This is a genomic window from Hyalangium gracile, assembly GCF_020103725.1.
Taxonomy (GTDB): Bacteria; Myxococcota; Myxococcia; order Myxococcales; family Myxococcaceae; genus Hyalangium; species Hyalangium gracile.
In genome coordinates, this window is sequence record NZ_JAHXBG010000006.1 from 57,556 (window position 1) to 73,713 (window position 16,158).

Annotated in this window: 16 protein-coding genes; 10 read left to right on the forward strand and 6 right to left on the reverse strand. The window is 70.0% G+C overall.

The features are described 5' to 3' along the window. The first annotated feature begins 379 nt into the window (after window positions 1-379). A complete protein-coding gene (locus KY572_RS13280; protein ID WP_224242962.1) occupies window positions 380-937 on the forward strand; it encodes an adenylate/guanylate cyclase domain-containing protein in 558 nt (185 codons plus the stop codon). Window positions 938-968: 31 nt separating this feature from the next. Then, on the forward strand, window positions 969-1,616 hold the full coding sequence (locus tag KY572_RS13285) for a glutathione S-transferase family protein (RefSeq protein ID WP_224242963.1): 648 nt from the start codon (window positions 969-971) through the stop codon (window positions 1,614-1,616). A gap of 23 nt (window positions 1,617-1,639) precedes the next feature. Here KY572_RS13285 and KY572_RS13290 read toward each other — a convergent pair whose 3' ends face one another. Further along, window positions 1,640-2,239, reverse strand: coding sequence for an HAD family hydrolase (locus KY572_RS13290; protein ID WP_224242964.1), 600 nt, complete (start codon window positions 2,237-2,239; stop codon window positions 1,640-1,642). An 83-nt stretch (window positions 2,240-2,322) separates the two neighbouring features. Beyond that, window positions 2,323-2,757 (reverse strand): host attachment protein, encoded by a 435-nt coding sequence (locus tag KY572_RS13295; RefSeq protein WP_224242965.1) that lies wholly within the window; start codon window positions 2,755-2,757, stop codon window positions 2,323-2,325. Between the two features lie 174 nt (window positions 2,758-2,931). Between KY572_RS13295 and KY572_RS13300 the strand changes: the two genes are divergently transcribed. The 8 genes from KY572_RS13300 to KY572_RS13335 all read left to right on the forward strand — a co-directional run bounded on the left by KY572_RS13300 (window position 2,932) and on the right by KY572_RS13335 (window position 11,056). After that, a complete protein-coding gene (locus KY572_RS13300) occupies window positions 2,932-4,107 on the forward strand; it encodes a M20/M25/M40 family metallo-hydrolase (RefSeq protein ID WP_224242966.1) in 1,176 nt (391 codons plus the stop codon). Window positions 4,108-4,239: 132 nt separating this feature from the next. Next, window positions 4,240-5,382, forward strand: a complete 1,143-nt coding sequence (locus KY572_RS13305) for a hypothetical protein (RefSeq protein WP_224242967.1) — start codon at window positions 4,240-4,242, stop codon at window positions 5,380-5,382. Between the two features lie 2 nt (window positions 5,383-5,384). Then, on the forward strand, window positions 5,385-5,636 hold the full coding sequence (locus KY572_RS13310; RefSeq protein WP_224242968.1) for a hypothetical protein: 252 nt from the start codon (window positions 5,385-5,387) through the stop codon (window positions 5,634-5,636). Window positions 5,637-5,794: 158 nt separating this feature from the next. Next, complete coding sequence (locus KY572_RS13315) at window positions 5,795-7,048, forward strand: PEGA domain-containing protein (protein ID WP_224242969.1); 1,254 nt, start codon at window positions 5,795-5,797, stop codon at window positions 7,046-7,048. Window positions 7,049-7,050: 2 nt separating this feature from the next. After that, window positions 7,051-8,436 (forward strand): hypothetical protein, encoded by a 1,386-nt coding sequence (locus KY572_RS13320; RefSeq protein WP_224242970.1) that lies wholly within the window; start codon window positions 7,051-7,053, stop codon window positions 8,434-8,436. 13 nt (window positions 8,437-8,449) lie between these two features. Further along, window positions 8,450-8,791 carry a rhodanese-like domain-containing protein gene (locus tag KY572_RS13325; protein ID WP_224242971.1) on the forward strand — a complete coding sequence of 114 codons (342 nt, stop codon included), beginning with the start codon at window positions 8,450-8,452 and terminating at the stop codon, window positions 8,789-8,791. A gap of 113 nt (window positions 8,792-8,904) precedes the next feature. Continuing rightward, a complete protein-coding gene (locus KY572_RS13330; protein ID WP_224242972.1) occupies window positions 8,905-10,335 on the forward strand; it encodes a serine/threonine-protein kinase in 1,431 nt (476 codons plus the stop codon). Further along, window positions 10,307-11,056 (forward strand): tetratricopeptide repeat protein, encoded by a 750-nt coding sequence (locus tag KY572_RS13335; RefSeq protein ID WP_224242973.1) that lies wholly within the window; start codon window positions 10,307-10,309, stop codon window positions 11,054-11,056. The genes KY572_RS13330 and KY572_RS13335 overlap by 29 nt, the downstream gene beginning before the upstream one ends. A gap of 100 nt (window positions 11,057-11,156) precedes the next feature. On the opposite strand, the gene KY572_RS13340 is transcribed toward KY572_RS13335, so the two are convergent. The 4 genes from KY572_RS13340 to KY572_RS47145 form a co-directional block, all read right to left on the reverse strand. Further along, window positions 11,157-11,702, reverse strand: coding sequence for an FHA domain-containing protein (locus tag KY572_RS13340; protein WP_224242974.1), 546 nt, complete (start codon window positions 11,700-11,702; stop codon window positions 11,157-11,159). Window positions 11,703-11,839: 137 nt separating this feature from the next. Further along, window positions 11,840-12,688 carry an ATP-grasp domain-containing protein gene (locus KY572_RS13345; RefSeq protein WP_224242975.1) on the reverse strand — a complete coding sequence of 283 codons (849 nt, stop codon included), beginning with the start codon at window positions 12,686-12,688 and terminating at the stop codon, window positions 11,840-11,842. A gap of 92 nt (window positions 12,689-12,780) precedes the next feature. Beyond that, entirely contained in the window at window positions 12,781-14,481 is a 1,701-nt protein-coding gene (locus KY572_RS13350) for a membrane dipeptidase (RefSeq protein WP_224242976.1), read from the reverse strand. Window positions 14,482-14,544: 63 nt separating this feature from the next. Next, entirely contained in the window at window positions 14,545-16,155 is a 1,611-nt protein-coding gene (locus KY572_RS47145; protein WP_263451652.1) for a serine/threonine-protein kinase, read from the reverse strand. Window positions 16,156-16,158: the final 3 nt, after the last annotated feature.

Genomic DNA, 16,158 nt, shown 5'->3' on the forward strand with positions numbered 1-16,158 from the left:
CTCTTGGCTCCTGACTCAAGCGCCATGCTGCGCCGGCCTCGGATTTCAGGCCCCGGAGCCCGTTACGGCCTCGGCGGAGCCTAGGTCCTGGATCCGACGCAGGCGGGTGGGACGCGAGGGCAGGGTGTGCGCCTCGAGACACGAGGCTTGCGCGTCGCGTCAGCGATGATCATGTCTCATGGAGTCCAACAGCAGCGATTCCCTCTCCAGGTAGGCAGTGCTCCTCCCACGAGGCTGCCGGCGGTCGTTCTCGCCGGAAAGCGCCTCGACTGGGATCAGGATCTGTTCATGCGCTAACATTCCCACCGGTCCCGGGGGGGAGAGAGGTTTGTACATGGTGGAGGCACCGGAACCCCAAGGCCCCGAGGTCAGGGCCATCATGTTCACGGCGATGGCCGTGTCCGGCTCCCAGGCGCTGCGAGGTGAGGCCCTGGAGCTGGCGTTGCGCGAAGAGCATGGCCGGCTCGTCCGGCAGCTGCTGCCCCGTCAGGGGGGGCACGAAGTGAAGGTGCTGGAGGATGGCTTCCTGCTCGAGTTCGAGCGCGGGCTGTCCGCGGTGCGCTTCGGGCTCGCGCTCCAGGAGGCGGTGGCTGAGCGCAATCGGCTGGCCCCTCCGGAGCAGCGCCTGTCGCTGCGCATCGGCGCCCACCTGGGCCCGGTGGTGCACCGGGACGGAGAAGTCTTCGGCGAGGGTGTGAACCTGGCGGCGCGCATCGAGTCGCTGGCCCGGCCCGGCACCCTCTACGTCAGCGAGCCGCTGGCCCGCGAGGTGGAAGGCCACCCGCTGCCTCACGCCGTGCGGTTGGGGCGCGCCGAGCTCAAGAACATCCGACTGCCCGTCGGGGTGTTCCGCGTCGAGCCGCGGCGGCAGGGCTCTCGTCCGGCCTTCCTGGCCCGGGTCCGCTCCATCATCACCCAGCTCCGCCCAGGCAGTTGAACGCACGCACCCGGGCGGTAAGGTGCGGCGCATGTCCGAACTCACGCTCATCGTCGGCTCGAAGAACCACTCCTCCTGGTCGCTCCGGCCGTACCTCGCGCTGGCCCACACGGGGCAGCCCTTCCGCGAAGTCGTGGTGCAGCTGGACGAGCCGGATACCTCGGCGAAGATCGCCCAGCACTCGCCGAGCGGCCGCGTGCCCGCGCTGCGCCATGGGGCGCTCACCCTCTGGGACTCGCTGGCCATCTGCGAGTACCTGGCGGAGACGTTCCCCCTGGCGCAGCTGTGGCCCTGGGACAAGGAGGCGCGCGCGGTGGCGCGCTCGGTGACGGCGGAGATGCACTCGAGCTTCTCCGCGCTGCGGCAGAACATGCCGATGAACATCCTCGCTCGGAAGCCGGGCCAGGGGCGCGCGCCGGGCGTGGCCGAGGACATCGCCCGCATCCAGGCCCTGTGGAACGACTGCCGGTCCCGCTTCGGGCAGGGCGGGCCCTTCCTCTTCGGTGCCTTCTCCATCGCGGACGCCTTCTACGCCCCCGTCGTCACCCGGTTCGTTACCTATGACGTGGAGCTGGATGCGGTGGGCCAGGCCTACCGCGACGCGGTGCTGGCGCTGCCGGCGCTGAAGGCCTGTACGGAGGCGGCTCGGAGCGAGCCCCCCGTGAAGCGCTACCTGTAGTCCGCCGAAGCCCCACGCCTCTTCTAGAGGCCGAGCGCCTTCAGCTGCGCGTCGAAGGCTGGCGCGTCGGTGAAGACGTGGCCGCGGATGCCGAGCGCGTTGGCCGCCTCGACGAACTCGGGCAGATCATCGAAGAAGGCGGCCTCGTGGGGCGCGCAGCCCGCGCGCTCCAGGGCGAGCTGGTAGAAGGCGGGCTCGGGCTTCACGTGGCCCACCTCGCAGCTCATCAGCACGGCGTCGAAGCGCTGGAGCAGCGGCAGCCGAGGCCGCACGTAGGCCACGTGCAGGGCGTTGGTGTTGGACAGCAGCACCAGCTTCACCCGCCCCACCAGCCCCTCCACGCGCGGCAGCACCGCCTCGTGCACGGTGAAGTGGCTGCTCCAAATCGGGGCGAACTCCTCCATGGGCAGCTCGAGGCCCAGCGCCCCGCACACGTCCTTGCGGATGCCCTCCGCGTCCAGCAGGCCCCGGTTGGCCGCCGTCCAGCCCGCGCCCGTCAGCCGCTGCGCCACCTCTTGAGGCGGCAGCCCCGCGCGCTGCCCCAGCCGGTGGAAGAGCAGGGCGTTGTCGTGGAAGACGAGGACATTACCCAGGTCGAGGATGACGGCACGCGGCGACGGCATGGCCCGCTCTTATACCGGGTTGCCGCTCGCCGCGTGTCTCCCGCGCCCCGAGCGCGTTGGCGCCCCGGGCCTCCTGTCGTCGACTAGATGACCGGCACGCGGTTGGGCAAGTCCCGGGCCGGCACGTTGGAGTAGTCCGCGTCCAGGTCCATCATCAGCCGGTGGAGCACCCTCTTGCTGAGCGCCTTGCGCAGCCTGCCGAGGAACTCGGGCGGGGCGGCGATGATGAGCCGCTCGAAGCGGTGATCGTCCACGCCGCGGTCCAGGTGCCCGGACAGCTCGCGGGCGAAACGATCGTGCTCCAGCTCCTTGCGCGCGTCCGGCTCCGTCTCGACAGGGGGGCCATGCAGCGTGCCCGCGTTGGGGTTGTCCCGCTGCTCCGCCAGGTCCCCATTGTGCGCCCGGCTCTCGTCGTGGCGGAACTCCTCCACGAGCCTCCAATCCTCACCCTTCTCGTCCGCGGAGAACAGCCGCACCCGGCTCGCATTGCCCACCAGAATCCAGAGCTTGTCCGCCATCTTCATCCTCCCTTTCCAGGAGGGATGCGGACCGCCCTCGCCCCCGGCAAGCTTCCGGGCGGCGGCGACGCTTGTGTCGTGTGCCGGGGGAGCGACCACACGGGGCCTTTTCCCCCGCTGGCTGCCTGGCGTATGCCCAGGGGGGCGAGGGCAAGGCTTCGCGGTGGAGACCTCATGAGCGAGCTCGGAGAGGCGGCGGCCGGTTGGCTGGTCGGCAGGCTGGGGGAGATGGAGGAGGCGCTGGCCGCTTTGGTGGAGGTGAATTCCTTCACGGAGAACCCGGACGGCGGCCGGCGGGTGGGAGCGCTCCTGCGCGAGCAGTTCATGGTGCCAGGGCTCTTCGCCGAGGTGGTGGTCAGCACGCGGTTCGCGGATCACCTGGTGTTCCGCTCCCGAGGCCGTGCCGGGGTGCCGCCCCTGGCGCTGGTGGGGCACCTGGACACCGTCTTCCCCCCGGGCAGGTTCGAGGGCTACCGCAAGGACGGGGCGCTGCGCCGAGGGCCCGGCGTGCTGGACATGAAGGGAGGGCTCGTCGTCATCGCGTGGGCGCTCAGGGCGCTGGCGGCCTCGGGAGGGTTGGATCTGCTCCCGCCCCTGCGGCTGGTGGTGGTGGCCGACGAGGAGGTGGGCTCGCCCGAGGGCCAGGGCGTCATCCGCGGCGCCATCGCCGGCTCGCAGGCCTGCCTCGTCTTCGAGTCCGGCCGCATGGGGGACGCCATCATCACCCGTCGCAAGGGCACCGGGGCGGTGAAGGCCGTGGCCCATGGCAAGGCCGCCCACGCCGGCAACGCGCACCAGGAGGGCGCCAATGCCCTGTGGGCGCTCGCGCGCTTCGTGGATGCGGTGCAGCAGCTCACGGACTATCCGCGCGGGCTGACGGTGAATGTGGGACGGGTGGTGGGAGGGCAGGGCAAGAACACGGTGCCGGACCTTGCCGAGGCGGATGTGGACCTGCGCTTCTGTACGCGCCGGGAGGGCGAGGAGCTGTTCCAGCGCTGTCACGACGCGGCCTCGCAGGCGGCCTCGGGCATCCCCGGCACGCGCATCGAGCTGCGGGGCGGGGTGTCCCGTGAGCCGCTCGAGCGCTCCGAGGCCTCGGTGGCGCTGATGGGGGCCTATGGCGCCTGTGCCCACGCCTCCGGGCTGGGGCACTCCGAGGCGCCGCTGATCGGCGGTGGCTCGGACGCCAGTACCTCGTCCGGTATGGGCATTCCCTCCATTGATGGGCTGGGGCCCCGCGGCAAGGGGTTCCACACCGTGGAGGAGTACATCGAGGTGGACACGTTGATCCCCAAGGCCCAGGCCCTGGTGCGATTCCTGGCCTCGCGCGCCGAAGAACCTGCCCGCTGAGTTGTTCCTTGGAGGGGAAGGGCGGGTTAAAACCAGGGCATGCGCCGCTCTGGTCTCCCTCTCACCAGTTTGCTGACGCTCTGGCTCGTGCTGGGTGCCCCCGCTGTCGGGGCCCAGCAGGATCAGGGTGGAATGGGCTTGGATCTCTCCTCCGATGAAAATCAGGAGGCTCCCGCCGGGGGAGATGAGCAGCCCGGCTCCATTGGTCTGGACCTGAGTGGAGACGTCTCCAATCCCGGGCTGAGGCCCCGCGTGGCGCTGCTCGGGCTGGACACGCCGGAGCGAGCCGGTGCGGCGGTGGCCTCCCGCTGGCTGAAGGGGCTCTACGCCGCGGCTCGGAGCAACGACAAGTGGGTGCTGGGGTCCGCGCTCAAGGAGGTGCGCTCGAAGCTGGGGAGCGGCTACGCCGCGACGCTGCGCTGCACGGAGGCCTCGTGCATGGCCGAGTCCGCGGAGACGCTCGATGCGGACCTCGTCGTCACCTCGCGCCTGGCGCTGGAGGACGACGGGTGGACCTTTCGCCTGTGGACCTACAACCGTGACCGCAACCGGGTGGAGACGGACTCCGTGTCGGGCCGCAATCCACGCGACGTGAAGTTCCAGAAGGCCGCCGCGGACCTGCTGGCCCAGCGGCTCCAGGGGCTGGCGAAGCCCCGGGCCATCCTCGCGGTGAAGGTGAATGTGCCGCAGGCGGTGGTTCGCCTGGGGGACAAGACGCTGGGGGTAGGCAACCTGGAGCGGAACGTGCCGCCGGTCGAGGCTGCCCTCATCGTCGAGGCGGACGGCTTCACCTCGTACAACAAGCCCGTGGCCCTCAAGCCGGGGGAGAAGAGCTCCGTGGAGGTGCTGCTGCAGCTGGCGGGCCCGTCGCAGGATGCTCCCTCGGAGGTGGCGGCGGAGGCGACGCAGAAGAAGCAGGGGGCTCCGGCTCCCGCCATCCTCAAGCGGCCGGCGCTGTACACGGCGGTGGTGGGGGCGCTCGCCATGGGCGCGGGCGTGGTGATGGGCATGCAGGCCAGGAAGGTCGCGGACCGGGCCCAGGACACGGATGGTGACGGCGTTGCCAACATCACCCGTCAGGAGCGCATCGACTTGAAGGGCCAGGCCAACCTCTCCACGGCGCTGCTGGCGGGAGGCGCCGCGGTGGCTGGCGGCAGCGTGCTGTGGCTGGTGCTCATGCCCACCCGGACCGAGGCCCCGAAGGCGGCGCCGGGCGCGGCCAGCGGCACCACCTCCTCCACCGCGTTCCACCTCCTCCTGGGCGGGAGCTTCTGACCATGAAGGCGCTCTACCTTTCCCTGTGGTGCGCTCTGGCGGGTGCCGCCCTGGGCTGTGTCGGGGACCTGCCGGACGAGCTGCCCTATGGCTGCGAGACGGCGGACGACTGCGGCGGGGACGGCTACGTCTGCACGGTGCTGCCGGATGCGCGCCGCTACTGCTGCCTGCCCGCGGACGAGACGTGCAACGGCGTCGATGACGACTGCGACGGCGTGGTGGACGATGTGTCGAGCGGGCCCTGCAACCGCTGAGGGCCCGGGTCCAGCGGTTTCGGATGTAGGCAAGGACAGCCGGGCGGGCCTGTGACAGGGCCGAGGCCGGGGGCCGGAGGCGGCTGCTTGCCTCGCCAGGCGCATGATCTGTTCTCTGGGTAATTCCTTGTCGCAGGGCGGCGGGGTAGAACGGGGCCATGCGTACCTTTGGCCTTCCGCTTACCGGCCTGCTCACGCTCTCGCTCATGCTGCTCGCCCCGTCCGCCGGAGCCCAGCAGGAGGAGGGTGGCATGGGGTTGGATCTCTCCGGTTCCGATGAGAATCAGGAGGCCCCCGCTGGGGGAGACGAGCAGCCCGGCTCCATCGGCCTGGACCTGAGTGGCGAGGTGGCCAACTCGGACCTGCTGCCGCGTGTGGTCATCCTCGGGCTGGACACGCCGGAGCGAGCCGGTGCGGCGGTGGCCTCCCGCTGGCTGAAGGGGCTCTACGTCTCCGCTCGGAGCAACGAGAAGTGGGTGCTGAGCTCGCCGCTCAAGGAGGTGCGCGAGAAGCTGGGCGATGGCTACACGGCGGCGCTGCAGTGCGCGGAGTCCGCGTGCATGGCGGAGCCCGCGGAGACGCTCGATGCGGACCTGCTCGTCACCTCGCGCCTGGCGCTCGAGGACGAGGGGTGGACCTTCCGCCTGTGGATCTTCGATCGCGACCGCAACCGGGTGGAGATGGACTTCGTGACGGGCCGCAACCCGAAGGACGCGAAGTTCCAGAAGGCCGCCGCGGAGCTGCTGGAGCAGCGGCTGCCGAGGCTGGCCCGGCAGCGAGCCACCCTGGCGGTGAAGGTGAACGTGCCGCAGGCGGTGGTGCGCCTGGGAGAGAAGACGCTGGGCGTGGGCAGCCTGGAGCGGAACGTGGCGCCGGGCGAGCCCGAGCTCATCGTCGAGGCGGACGGCTTCACCTCGTACAACAAGCCCGTCACCCTCAAGTCGGGAGAGAAGACCGAGGTGGCGGTGTACCTGGAGCTGACGGGCACGTCGGCGGACGGCCCCTCGGAGGTGGCGGCGGAGGCGCTGGAGACGCGCAAGGAGTCCTCGATGCCGGCGGTGTTCAGCCGGCCGGCGCTGTACACGGCGGTGGTGGGGGCGCTCGCCATGGGCGCGGGCGTGGTGGTCGGCATGCAGGCCAAGAACATCGCGGACCGGGCTCCGGATGGGGATGGCAACGGCATCTCGGACATCACCCGCAAGGAGCGCATTGACGGCCAGAACCAGGCCAACCTCTCCACGGCGCTGCTGACGGGAGGCGCCGCGGTGGTGGGCGGCAGCGTGCTGTGGCTCGTCATCATGCCCACGCGGAGTGAGGCCCCGAAGGCGGCGCCGAGCGTGGCCCCCGGAGCAGCCAGCGGGGGGACTACCTCCTCCACCGCACTCCATCTCTTGTTTGGCGGGAGCTTCTGAACATGAAGGCGCTTTATCTCTCCTTGAGCTTGCTGCTGTGTAGCGTCCTCTTCGGGGCCGCCTCGGGCTGCGTCGTCGACTTCCCGGACGAGCTGCCCTACACCTGCGAGACGGACGCGGACTGTGGCGGCAAGGGCTACCTCTGTACCGCCCTGCCGGACACGCGGCGTTACTGCTGCCTGCCCGAGGCCGAGCAGTGCAACAAGCTCGACGACGACTGCAACGGCCAGGTGGACGATCTGACGGGGGAGAGCTGCTACACGGGCAGCCAGGAGACGCTCAACGTGGGCTCGTGCCGCCCGGGCAAGCCCGTGTGCGGAGAGGGCAACATCCGCTGCCTGGGCGAGGTGCTCCCCTCCACCGAGCTGTGCAACGGCAGGGATGACGACTGCGACGGCACCGTGGACGAGGGCTTCGACTTCCAGACGAGCCGGGAGACGTGCGGCCGCTGCGATCAGGCCTGCGGCACGCTCGAGGACTGCGTGAGCGGCCAGTGCGCGCGGCGCAGGGAGGTGGCATGCGACAACACGCAGGATGACGACACGGACGGGGACATCGACTGCGTGGACACGGACTGCAACAGCCTGCCGTGTGGCCCCGGCTGCACCTGCATTGCGCGCAAGAAGGCGGAGACGGACTGCAACAACCAGGCGGATGACGAAGGAGACGGCCTCATCGACTGCCTGGATCCGGACTGCGACTCGCGCTCCTGTGGCCCCGGCTGCCAGTGCCTGAACCTCACGCGAGGCGAGGCCGACTGCATCAACACCGTCAATGATGACGGGGACGCCCAGACGGACTGCGCGGACTCGGACTGCAACGAGAAGTCGTGCGGCGAAGGGTGCTTCTGCCGGAACAATGTGAAGGCCGAGGACCTGTGCGACGACAACCTGGACAACGACGGTGACGGGACCATGGCCGCCCCGAAGACGGACTGCCAGGACAATGACTGCGTCTCCAAGCCCTGCGGCGTGGGCTGCCTGTGCGTGGCCGTCAACACCAAGAAGGAAGTGGTGTGCTCGGACAAGCTGGACAATGACGGTGACGGGACCATGGCCACCCCGAGGACGGACTGCCAGGACTCGGACTGCAACGGGGAGGTGTGTGCCGTCGGCGGCGGAGCCAGATGCACCAACTCGGCCTGTGCGGAGATCAACTGCGCCGACACCCTCGATAACGACGGGGATGGGCTGGTGGACTGCGCGGACACGATGGACTGCTCCACCTGCGGTCCGGGCTGCACTTGCGTAAGCGGCGTGAAGAAGGAGACCCAATGCGCCGACACCCTCGATAACGACGGGGATGGCCTGCTGAACTGCGCGGACCCGGACTGCAACGGCGTGGCCTGCGGTGGAAACCGCACGTGCACCAACAGCACCTGCCAGTGAGCCCTTGGGCGCCATGAAGCTCTTCCTGGCCCTGCTTGCCCTCCTGGGGGCCGTGCTCCTCGCCAGCCAGCTCCTCTTCCGCTCCCGGGCGGGAGAGGCGCGGCGGTGGGTGGCGCAGGAGGGCGCGCTGCTGCTGGATGTCCGCTCCGCTCAGGAGTTCGCTGCCGGACACCTGCCCGGCGCGGTGAACGTCCCCGTCTCCCAGCTTGCCGCACAGGTTGGGACGTTGGGCGACAAGGGGCGCCCCGTCGTCGTCTACTGCGCAAGTGGGGTGCGCAGTACGCGTGCCACCTCCATGCTGCGCGAGGCGGGCTTCTCCCGGGTGTTGAACCTCGGGATCATGTCCGCCTGGTAGTGCATGTAGGTGTCGGCTGTCCGACGGAGAGGAAAGTCAGAACTCTCCGCAGTGGAGAAAGTGGGAGCTGATCGGGTTGCTGGATCGCCACCCCGTGAAAAGCTTTCCCTCCCATGGGTGGCGACGACCTTATCGCACAGACCGTGCTGTCGAGTGTGGCCTCCCCAGGTGACGCGATGCGGAGCGTTCAGGAAGCCCAGGATGGAGATGTCCTGGGCAACTACCAGCTCGAGCGACTCCTGGGCGAAGGCTCCATGGGTCGTGTCTTCCAGGCTCGCCACGTGCGCCTGGGGCGGCAGGTGGCCCTCAAGGTGCTCCGCCCCCAGCACGCGCAGGATGTCAGCTTCGTCCGCCGCTTCTTCCAGGAGGCGCGCTCCGTCAACCAGATCAACCACGAGCACATCGTGGAGATCTTCGACTTCGTCGAGGAGCCACAGCGGGGCCAGGTCTACTGCGTGATGGAGCTGTTGCGCGGGCAGAGCCTCGCCTCGCTGCTGAAGGAGGAGAAGCTGTCGCTCGAGCGCATCCAGCGCATCGGCGTGCAGGTGTGCGCGGCGCTCGGCGCGGCCCACGCGGTGGGCGTGGTGCACCGGGACGTCAAGCCCGACAACCTCTTCCTGGTCCACCGCGGTGGCCAGATGGACTTCGTGAAGGTGCTCGACTTCGGGGTGGCGAAGATTCTCACCTCCGAGGGGACGGGCAACACGCTGGACGGCACCATCATCGGAACGCCCACGTACATGGCGCCCGAGCAGGCCGCCGGGCTGCCGGTGGATCAGCGCGCGGACATCTACGCGGTGGGCAACCTGCTGTACGAGATGCTGGCGGGGCACCCGCCGTTCCAGGCGCCCGCCTTCGGCCAGCTCGTGGTGCAGATCATCACCCAGCCGCCTCCGCCGCTGCCTGACCGGCTGGCCTCGGGAGAGCCGATGCCGCCCGCGCTGGCGGAGCTGGTGCTGCGCTGCCTCGCCAAGGAGCCGGAGGCCCGGCCCCAGCGGCTCGAGGAAGTCACCACGGCGCTGCTGACGCTGGGCAGCAAGCCCGCCGTCTCCCTGCCCGTGGATGACGAGGAGATTCCCACCCGGCGCACGCGGATGCGGCCGGACGCGTGGTGGCTGAACCCGCGCCTGCCGATGCTGGTGGGCGGCATGGCCATCGCGATGCTGGCGGGCGCGCTCACGTGGCACGGGATGGAGAAGCTGCTGGAGTCTCCTGCTCCCGCGCCGGTGGAGGCTCCCGCTCCCGTCACCCTCACCGTGCGGACCTTCCCGGAGGGCGCGCGTGTCATTCGCGCGGACACGGGCGAGGCGCTCGGCGTCACGCCGCTGGTGAAGGAGCTGCCGCGCGCGGATGCCGCGCTGGGGCTGCGCGTGGAGCTTGCGGGCTACGTTCCCCTGGAGCGCCAGGTGCGGCTGGACTCGCACGCCGTCATCGAAGTTCCCCTGGCCAAGGAGAAGCCGGCCCCGCCTCCGCCCGCGCCGGCGAAGGCGGCTCCGCGCAAGGAGGTGAAGCGCGATGCCCTCATCGATCCGTTCGCGCAGTGAGCGCTGGTGGCTGTCCGTGCTGTTGCTCGTGCTGTGGGGGCTGCTCGCGCCGCTGCCCGCGGCAGGAGCGCAGCTCACCGACGAGGCCAAGGCGCAGGCGCGCGTGAAGTACAACGACGGCAACGTCGCCTACGAGCAGGGAGACTTCCGCAAGGCGCTGGCCTCCTTCAACGCGGCGTACCAGCTGGCCCCGCTGCCGGGGTTCCTCTTCAACGTGGCCCAGTGCCACCGCCAGCTCGGCGCCTACGAGCGGGCCGCTCACTTCTACCGGCGCTACCTGAGCCTGTCCGCGAAGGAGCCGGCCAACGCGCCCATGGTGAGGGAGCTGATCGCGGAGATGGAGTCCAAGGCGAAGCAGCAGGCCGCGAGCCGCTCCGCGCGACAGAAGCCGGTGGTGCAGGCGAAGGGAGTGGAGAAGGATCGTCCCGAGGCCATCCACGCCAGGGCTTCCGAGCAGCGGGAGCACAGCGCGCTGAAGGAGGCCTCGCGCAAGGCCGTGGATCAGCGCACCTCCCAGTCGCTCTCGGGGACGCGGAAGCCCCTGCCGTCGGAGGCGGTGCCGGGGGTGCCGGCGTCCGAGCCGCCGCGCGAGTCGCTGACGCGCAAGTGGTGGGTGTGGGCGGGAGCGGGGGCGGCGGTGCTCCTGACGGGAGGCATCGTCTACGCCGCCACCTCGTCCGACCCGCGCCCGACGACGCTGGGTTCCTTACCCGCGCGCTGAGCCCTGTTCGGAAACGTCGGGGGTTCTGGAGAGGGTGTGCGCCTCGGCGAGAGCAGCGAGGCGCGGTGCACGAACGGCTGTGGGCGGGTGACGGAGCCGCTCAGATGGCTCGAGAGGCCCCAGCCTGGAGGCTGAGGCTGGCCGCGAGCCTGTCCAGGCGGACGTAGAAGCCCGCCGGATCATGGAAGGTGAGGCGCACGTCTCCCAGCTCGAGCCTCGCTCCGGGCACGAGCGGTGTCGGTCGGCCCGGCTCCAGCTCCACGCCATCGAGCTTCACGGGGCTCGACTTGGGCACGGCCTCCACCATCCACTGCCCGTACGGCCCGGTGCGCAGGACCAGGTGCTCACGCGACACGGTGGCATCGTTGATGACGAAGGCGTTGTGCGAGGCACGGCCCAGGGGCAGCACGGTGTCGTTGTCACCCATGGGCACGAGCTCGAAGCAGAGCGCGTCGCCGGCGGGCAGACAGTCGCGAAGGTCCGACACCGGCATCTGGGTGGCGGCGACGTTCTGGCGTCCGGTCTCCGGTACGTTCCACGCGCCGGCCTCCCAGACGAGCCAGGGGTGGGGGTAACGGGCCCGGAACTTCTCTTTGAGCACCAGATGCTGACGGACCAGAAGGGAGAGGAGCAGGGAGCGCGCCATGACTCCATGGTAAGCACCGGCTCCCATGATGTCGCAGGTGTTCCGGCGATCAGATGTCAACGAATGGGCGAAGTTCGGCTGCGGAGGGCCCACCGACGTCCACCTTGCGGCATGTGGGCATGGGGAAGTTCACAGCGCTACAGCTTGCGAGCGATCGCCTGGGCGAGCCGGGTTGGAGCGGCCGGGTCCAGGTTGAGGAAGAGGCCGGGCTCGGTCGCCTCCAGCTCTTGCAGGCGGGTGCGGCCCTCGTTGTCGGTGGCCACATCCACGCGGGCATAGAGCAGGGGCTGCCCCACGGCGGCGAGCACCTGCTCGCAGAGGCGCAGCTCCTCGGAGATGGGCTCGAAGAGGTGGGGCTGCTGGAAGCCGCGAGGAGTGTCCTTCATGCCCGGAGGCCTGCGTACGGCGTGGCTGAAGGCTCCGTCGAAGAAGATGTAGGCGCGCTCGCCCTCCGTCTCGAAGGCGGTGAGGTAGGGCTGCACCATCACCTCGTCCGCGGCGGACAGCGTCTGGAGGCACGACTGAGCGGCCTCCAGCTCCGCGCGCGGGAAGCGGTACGTCTTCAGCGCGTCGGCAGACACCACGGGTTTGAGCACCACGGACTCCCAGTCGCGCTCGCGCATCAGCGCGGCGAGGTCCACGGTGCCTCCCTGAGGGACCCAGACGGTGGGGGTGCAGGCAATGCCCTGGGCTTCGAGCCGGCGCAGGTACGCCTTGTGGGTGTTCCAGCGAATCACCTCAGGCGGGTTGTGGAGGCAGGTGAGCTTGCCCACCTTGGAGGCCCAGGCCACGAACGCATTGCGCCGCAGGTGGCTGTCCCAGGTGGAGCGGATGACCGCCACCTTGGTGGTGCGCCAGTCCATCCTCGGGTCATCCCAGACGACAGGGCGCGCATCCAGTCCCAGCGCCGCGAGCGCGGGAAGGAGCGGTGCCTCCTTCTCGTCGAGCTGTGGCAGGGCAGCGTAGGTGACGACGGCGACGTCCACGGTGGGAGCTCCCGAAGGCCCGCGGCGAGCGGGGAGCGCTTCTAAAGCACCCGCATTGGGATGTGTCTACCCCTCCGCCGAGCCCGGACGGCTCAGCTCACCGGCTCGCCGGCGGTGAGAGCCTGGCCTCGGGCCTCGCAGTTCTCCCACATGCGGAGGAAGGCCTCGGCCGAGGAGAACAGCGGGTTCATCTGCGCATCCGTCATGCCCACGTGGACGAGATCGCGAATGAAGTCCGGCAGCATGCCGATGTGGGCCAGCCCCTCGGTGTTGAAGTCGAACACGCGGGAGCCGGCGCGCGAGGGCACGAAGGGCAGGCTCGTCCCATACATGTTCCCCTCGTACTTCAGGGGCGGCTTCTGGGTCTGCAGCATCTTCTGGACGGCACGCCGCTTGTGGCGGCGCTCGTCGTCCTTGAGCCCGTACGCGGCGTCGGCACCGTAGCGCGGCCCGGGTTGCTGGTTGAGTCCGTTGAAGTCGGTGCCCACCGCGACGCCGCCAGCGCCCACCTCGCGCAGCAGCGAGAGGGCGTACTGGTAGGACTGCGCCCACGTCTTGGACGAGCGCGCGCAGTCATTGGCCACGGTGCTGCCCGGGAAGTCCTTCACCTCGTGCTGGTTGGTGATGGGGGCCAGCAGCCCGCCCAGCGCGAGGATGCGCCGCGCCTGCTCGCGCGTCTTCATGTACTCGTTGGCGCGCTTGGCCTTGACGCTCGTCTCATTGGGGTCCAGGGCCTGCTCGCGGAAGGAGCAGTGCGAGGCGACGACGGGGTAGCGGGCCTGCTCGGCCAGGGAGAGCACCTCGTTGGTGCAGTGCTGGGACATGTGCTCCACGTCGAGGATGAAGCCCTGGCGCATGGCGGCGCGCAGGAAGGCCTTCCCCGTGTTCGTGAGTCCCAGCCGGTTGACGTGGCCCTGGCCCGGAGCGTTCAGCGAGTAGCCGCGCGGGTAGTGGGCCCGCTGCGTCAGCTCGTAGAACATGATGGAGGCCTTGGTCTGCGTGTCCAGGTCCTGCCCGAGCCGGAAGGCCACGCTGGTGTTGCCTTCCACCTGGAGGAAGTCCCCTCGGAGGAAGTGGTTCACCAGGTTGAACTTGTCGTCATAGACGGCGGCGCCGCCGAAGCTGTTGTTGGCCAGGTGCAGCGGCGTCATCATCCGGAAGCCCTGGTCCCTCAGCCACTGGAGGATGCGAGGCAGCTGCGCCTCGGTGAGGGGCTGCTGGTTGAGCTCCTGGCGGTCCCCGAGGATGCTGTCCAGCGAGTCCACCTCCACGCCGGCCACGACGGCGAGCTTGCCGGCCAGAATGAGCTGGCGGGCGTGCGAGGCGCTGAGGGCGAGCCCCATCCACTCCGAGTGCCGCTCGGTGAAGCGGCGCAGCTCGCGGATCTGCTTCTCGATGGAGCTCTCGTCCGTGTCGGGGTGGCGCGTCTGGTCCGCGAGCAGCTCGTTGTTGACGGCCACGGAGCACAGCAGCCGCAGCCCTCCGTCATGGGCGCGCTTGAGCCAGTCCACGAACACCTGCTGGTGGACCATGGTGGTGAAGCGGGGCCAGTGGGCGTACGAGCCATGGCCACACGGCCCGTGGCCGAGGCTGTCCTCGATGAAGACCTGGAGCAGGGACCAGTTCTTGCCGAACTGACCCAGACCCCAGGGCCCGTGGAGATGAACGTCGCAGCGGGCGAGCGCCTGTTCCATCTTCCCATCCGGGAAGCCCGCGAGCAGGTGCCCACCGAAGCCGAGGTGCGCCATCGTGTGGCAGTGCAGGTCGGCGAATCCAACGACGGGAGCGGGCAAGGGAGTCTCCGGGCTGTCGAGAGGCTCCAGCATGCCCCGGAGCCCTGACGGCGTGCCAGAGCCTCACCCCGAGCGCACGAGGATCTGCCCGGAGGCGCTCGGGCCGGAGCGCGAGCCCGACACCGGCTCGGTGCCCTGCTGCACGTGGGCCAGGGCTTCCTGCGCCGCGCGCGCCAGTGCCGCCTGTCCCTGCGGATAGGGCGCCGCCTCTCCAGTGAGCGCCAGCAGCTGCTGCCGCACCTCGGCGCCCGTGGCCGTGCGCTTGCTCACGTTGCGCTCCAGCAGCCCCATCACCACCGCATCCAGCTCGGGCGGCACGTCCGGGCGCGTCGCCGACGGCGGGAGGATCTCCTGCGTCACCGCCGCGTGCATCAGCTCGCCCTCGTTCTGCCCCAGCAGCACGCGCTGGCCCGTGAGCGCCTCGTGCAGCGTGAGCCCCAGCGCGTACAGGTCGATGCGCCCGTCAATCGGCTTGCCGTAGGCCTGCTCCGGCGCCATGTACCCCAGCTTGCCGCGCACGTTGCCTGCCACGGTGAGCTGCGCGCGCGCCGTGTCCCGCGCAATCCCGAAGTCCGACAGCTTCACCTCGCCAATCCGCGACACCAGCACGTTGGGCGGGTTCACGTCCCGGTGGATCAGGTGCAGCGGCTCGCCCGTGCGCCCGGTGCGCCGGTGCAGGTAGTCCAGCGCCGAGGCCAGCTCCGCCCCCAGGTACGCCGCCGCGCTCACCGGAATGCCCTGCCAGCCCAGCCCTCGCAGCAGCGTGCTCAGCGGCAGCCCGTCCACGAACTCCATCGCCAGGAAGTACGTGTTGCCGTGCCGGCCCAGGTCGAACACCTGGACGATGTTCGGGTGGTGCAGCGTGGAGCACAGCTCCGCCTCGCGGCGGAACAGCGAGACGAACTCCGCGTCGTCCGCGTACGAGGGCAGGATCCGCTTGAGCGCCACCTGCTTCTCGAAGCCACCCTCCGGGCTGTACGTGGCGCGGTACACCTCGGCCATGCCGCCCGAGCCAATCCGCTCGTGCAACATGTACTTGCCCATCACCTCCTGCTCGCGCAGCGCCGCCAGCGCCTGCTCCGTCTTGCGCAGGAAGTGCCGCGCGAGGATGGCCGTGGCCACCCCCGAGCTGAGCAGGAACACCGAGCGCATGATGATGAAGGGCGGGGTGAGCGTGAGCAGCGGCTGCTCGGGCAGCAGCGGCCGGACGAAGAAGAAGTACAGCAGCAGGTACTCGCCGCCCGCCAGCGCCCCGGCCACCAGCGCCAGCCGCGGCTGGGTGCGCAGCGCCGCCAGCACCACCAGCGTGCCCCAGATGACGAGCGTGGGCGCGGTGAGCGCGTACGCCGGGCCCTGGAAGCGCAGGTCGAACGCCAGCACCACCGAGGGGATGCTCACCTCGATGGCCACGTTGAGCCAGTGGATGGCGGGGTGGAACCACCCGGCGCGCAGGGCTCGCCAGAGGATGGTGTAGTAGACGCACAGCACCCCCACCAGCGACAGCAGCGCGCGCGTCAGCCCCCACCCCAGGTATGGCCCGAGCGCCCCCACCGCCACCAGGCAGGCGGCGGCCAGCCCCGCCATGTAGCCGGCCACGGACGTCTCTCGCGCCTGGGCATCCCGGCGCATGTGGTTCTCGAGGAAGCGGGAGACGGCGGAGGCACGCGTGGTCATGGG

Excerpts from the sequence above, each read along its gene's own strand:
- KY572_RS13280 (WP_224242962.1), top strand. The coding sequence starts at position 380 with ATGTTCACGGCGATGGCCGTGTCCGGCTCCCAGGCGCTGCGAGGTGAG.
- KY572_RS13285 (WP_224242963.1), top strand. The coding sequence starts at position 969 with ATGTCCGAACTCACGCTCATCGTCGGCTCGAAGAACCACTCCTCCTGG.
- KY572_RS13290 (WP_224242964.1), bottom strand. The coding sequence starts at position 2,239 with ATGCCGTCGCCGCGTGCCGTCATCCTCGACCTGGGTAATGTCCTCGTC.
- KY572_RS13295 (WP_224242965.1), bottom strand. The coding sequence starts at position 2,757 with ATGGCGGACAAGCTCTGGATTCTGGTGGGCAATGCGAGCCGGGTGCGG.
- KY572_RS13300 (WP_224242966.1), top strand. The coding sequence starts at position 2,932 with ATGAGCGAGCTCGGAGAGGCGGCGGCCGGTTGGCTGGTCGGCAGGCTG.
- KY572_RS13305 (WP_224242967.1), top strand. The coding sequence starts at position 4,240 with ATGGGCTTGGATCTCTCCTCCGATGAAAATCAGGAGGCTCCCGCCGGG.
- KY572_RS13310 (WP_224242968.1), top strand. The coding sequence starts at position 5,385 with ATGAAGGCGCTCTACCTTTCCCTGTGGTGCGCTCTGGCGGGTGCCGCC.
- KY572_RS13315 (WP_224242969.1), top strand. The coding sequence starts at position 5,795 with ATGCGTACCTTTGGCCTTCCGCTTACCGGCCTGCTCACGCTCTCGCTC.
- KY572_RS13320 (WP_224242970.1), top strand. The coding sequence starts at position 7,051 with ATGAAGGCGCTTTATCTCTCCTTGAGCTTGCTGCTGTGTAGCGTCCTC.
- KY572_RS13325 (WP_224242971.1), top strand. The coding sequence starts at position 8,450 with ATGAAGCTCTTCCTGGCCCTGCTTGCCCTCCTGGGGGCCGTGCTCCTC.
- KY572_RS13330 (WP_224242972.1), top strand. The coding sequence starts at position 8,905 with ATGGGTGGCGACGACCTTATCGCACAGACCGTGCTGTCGAGTGTGGCC.
- KY572_RS13335 (WP_224242973.1), top strand. The coding sequence starts at position 10,307 with ATGCCCTCATCGATCCGTTCGCGCAGTGAGCGCTGGTGGCTGTCCGTG.
- KY572_RS13340 (WP_224242974.1), bottom strand. The coding sequence starts at position 11,702 with ATGGCGCGCTCCCTGCTCCTCTCCCTTCTGGTCCGTCAGCATCTGGTG.
- KY572_RS47145 (WP_263451652.1), bottom strand. The coding sequence starts at position 16,155 with ATGACCACGCGTGCCTCCGCCGTCTCCCGCTTCCTCGAGAACCACATG.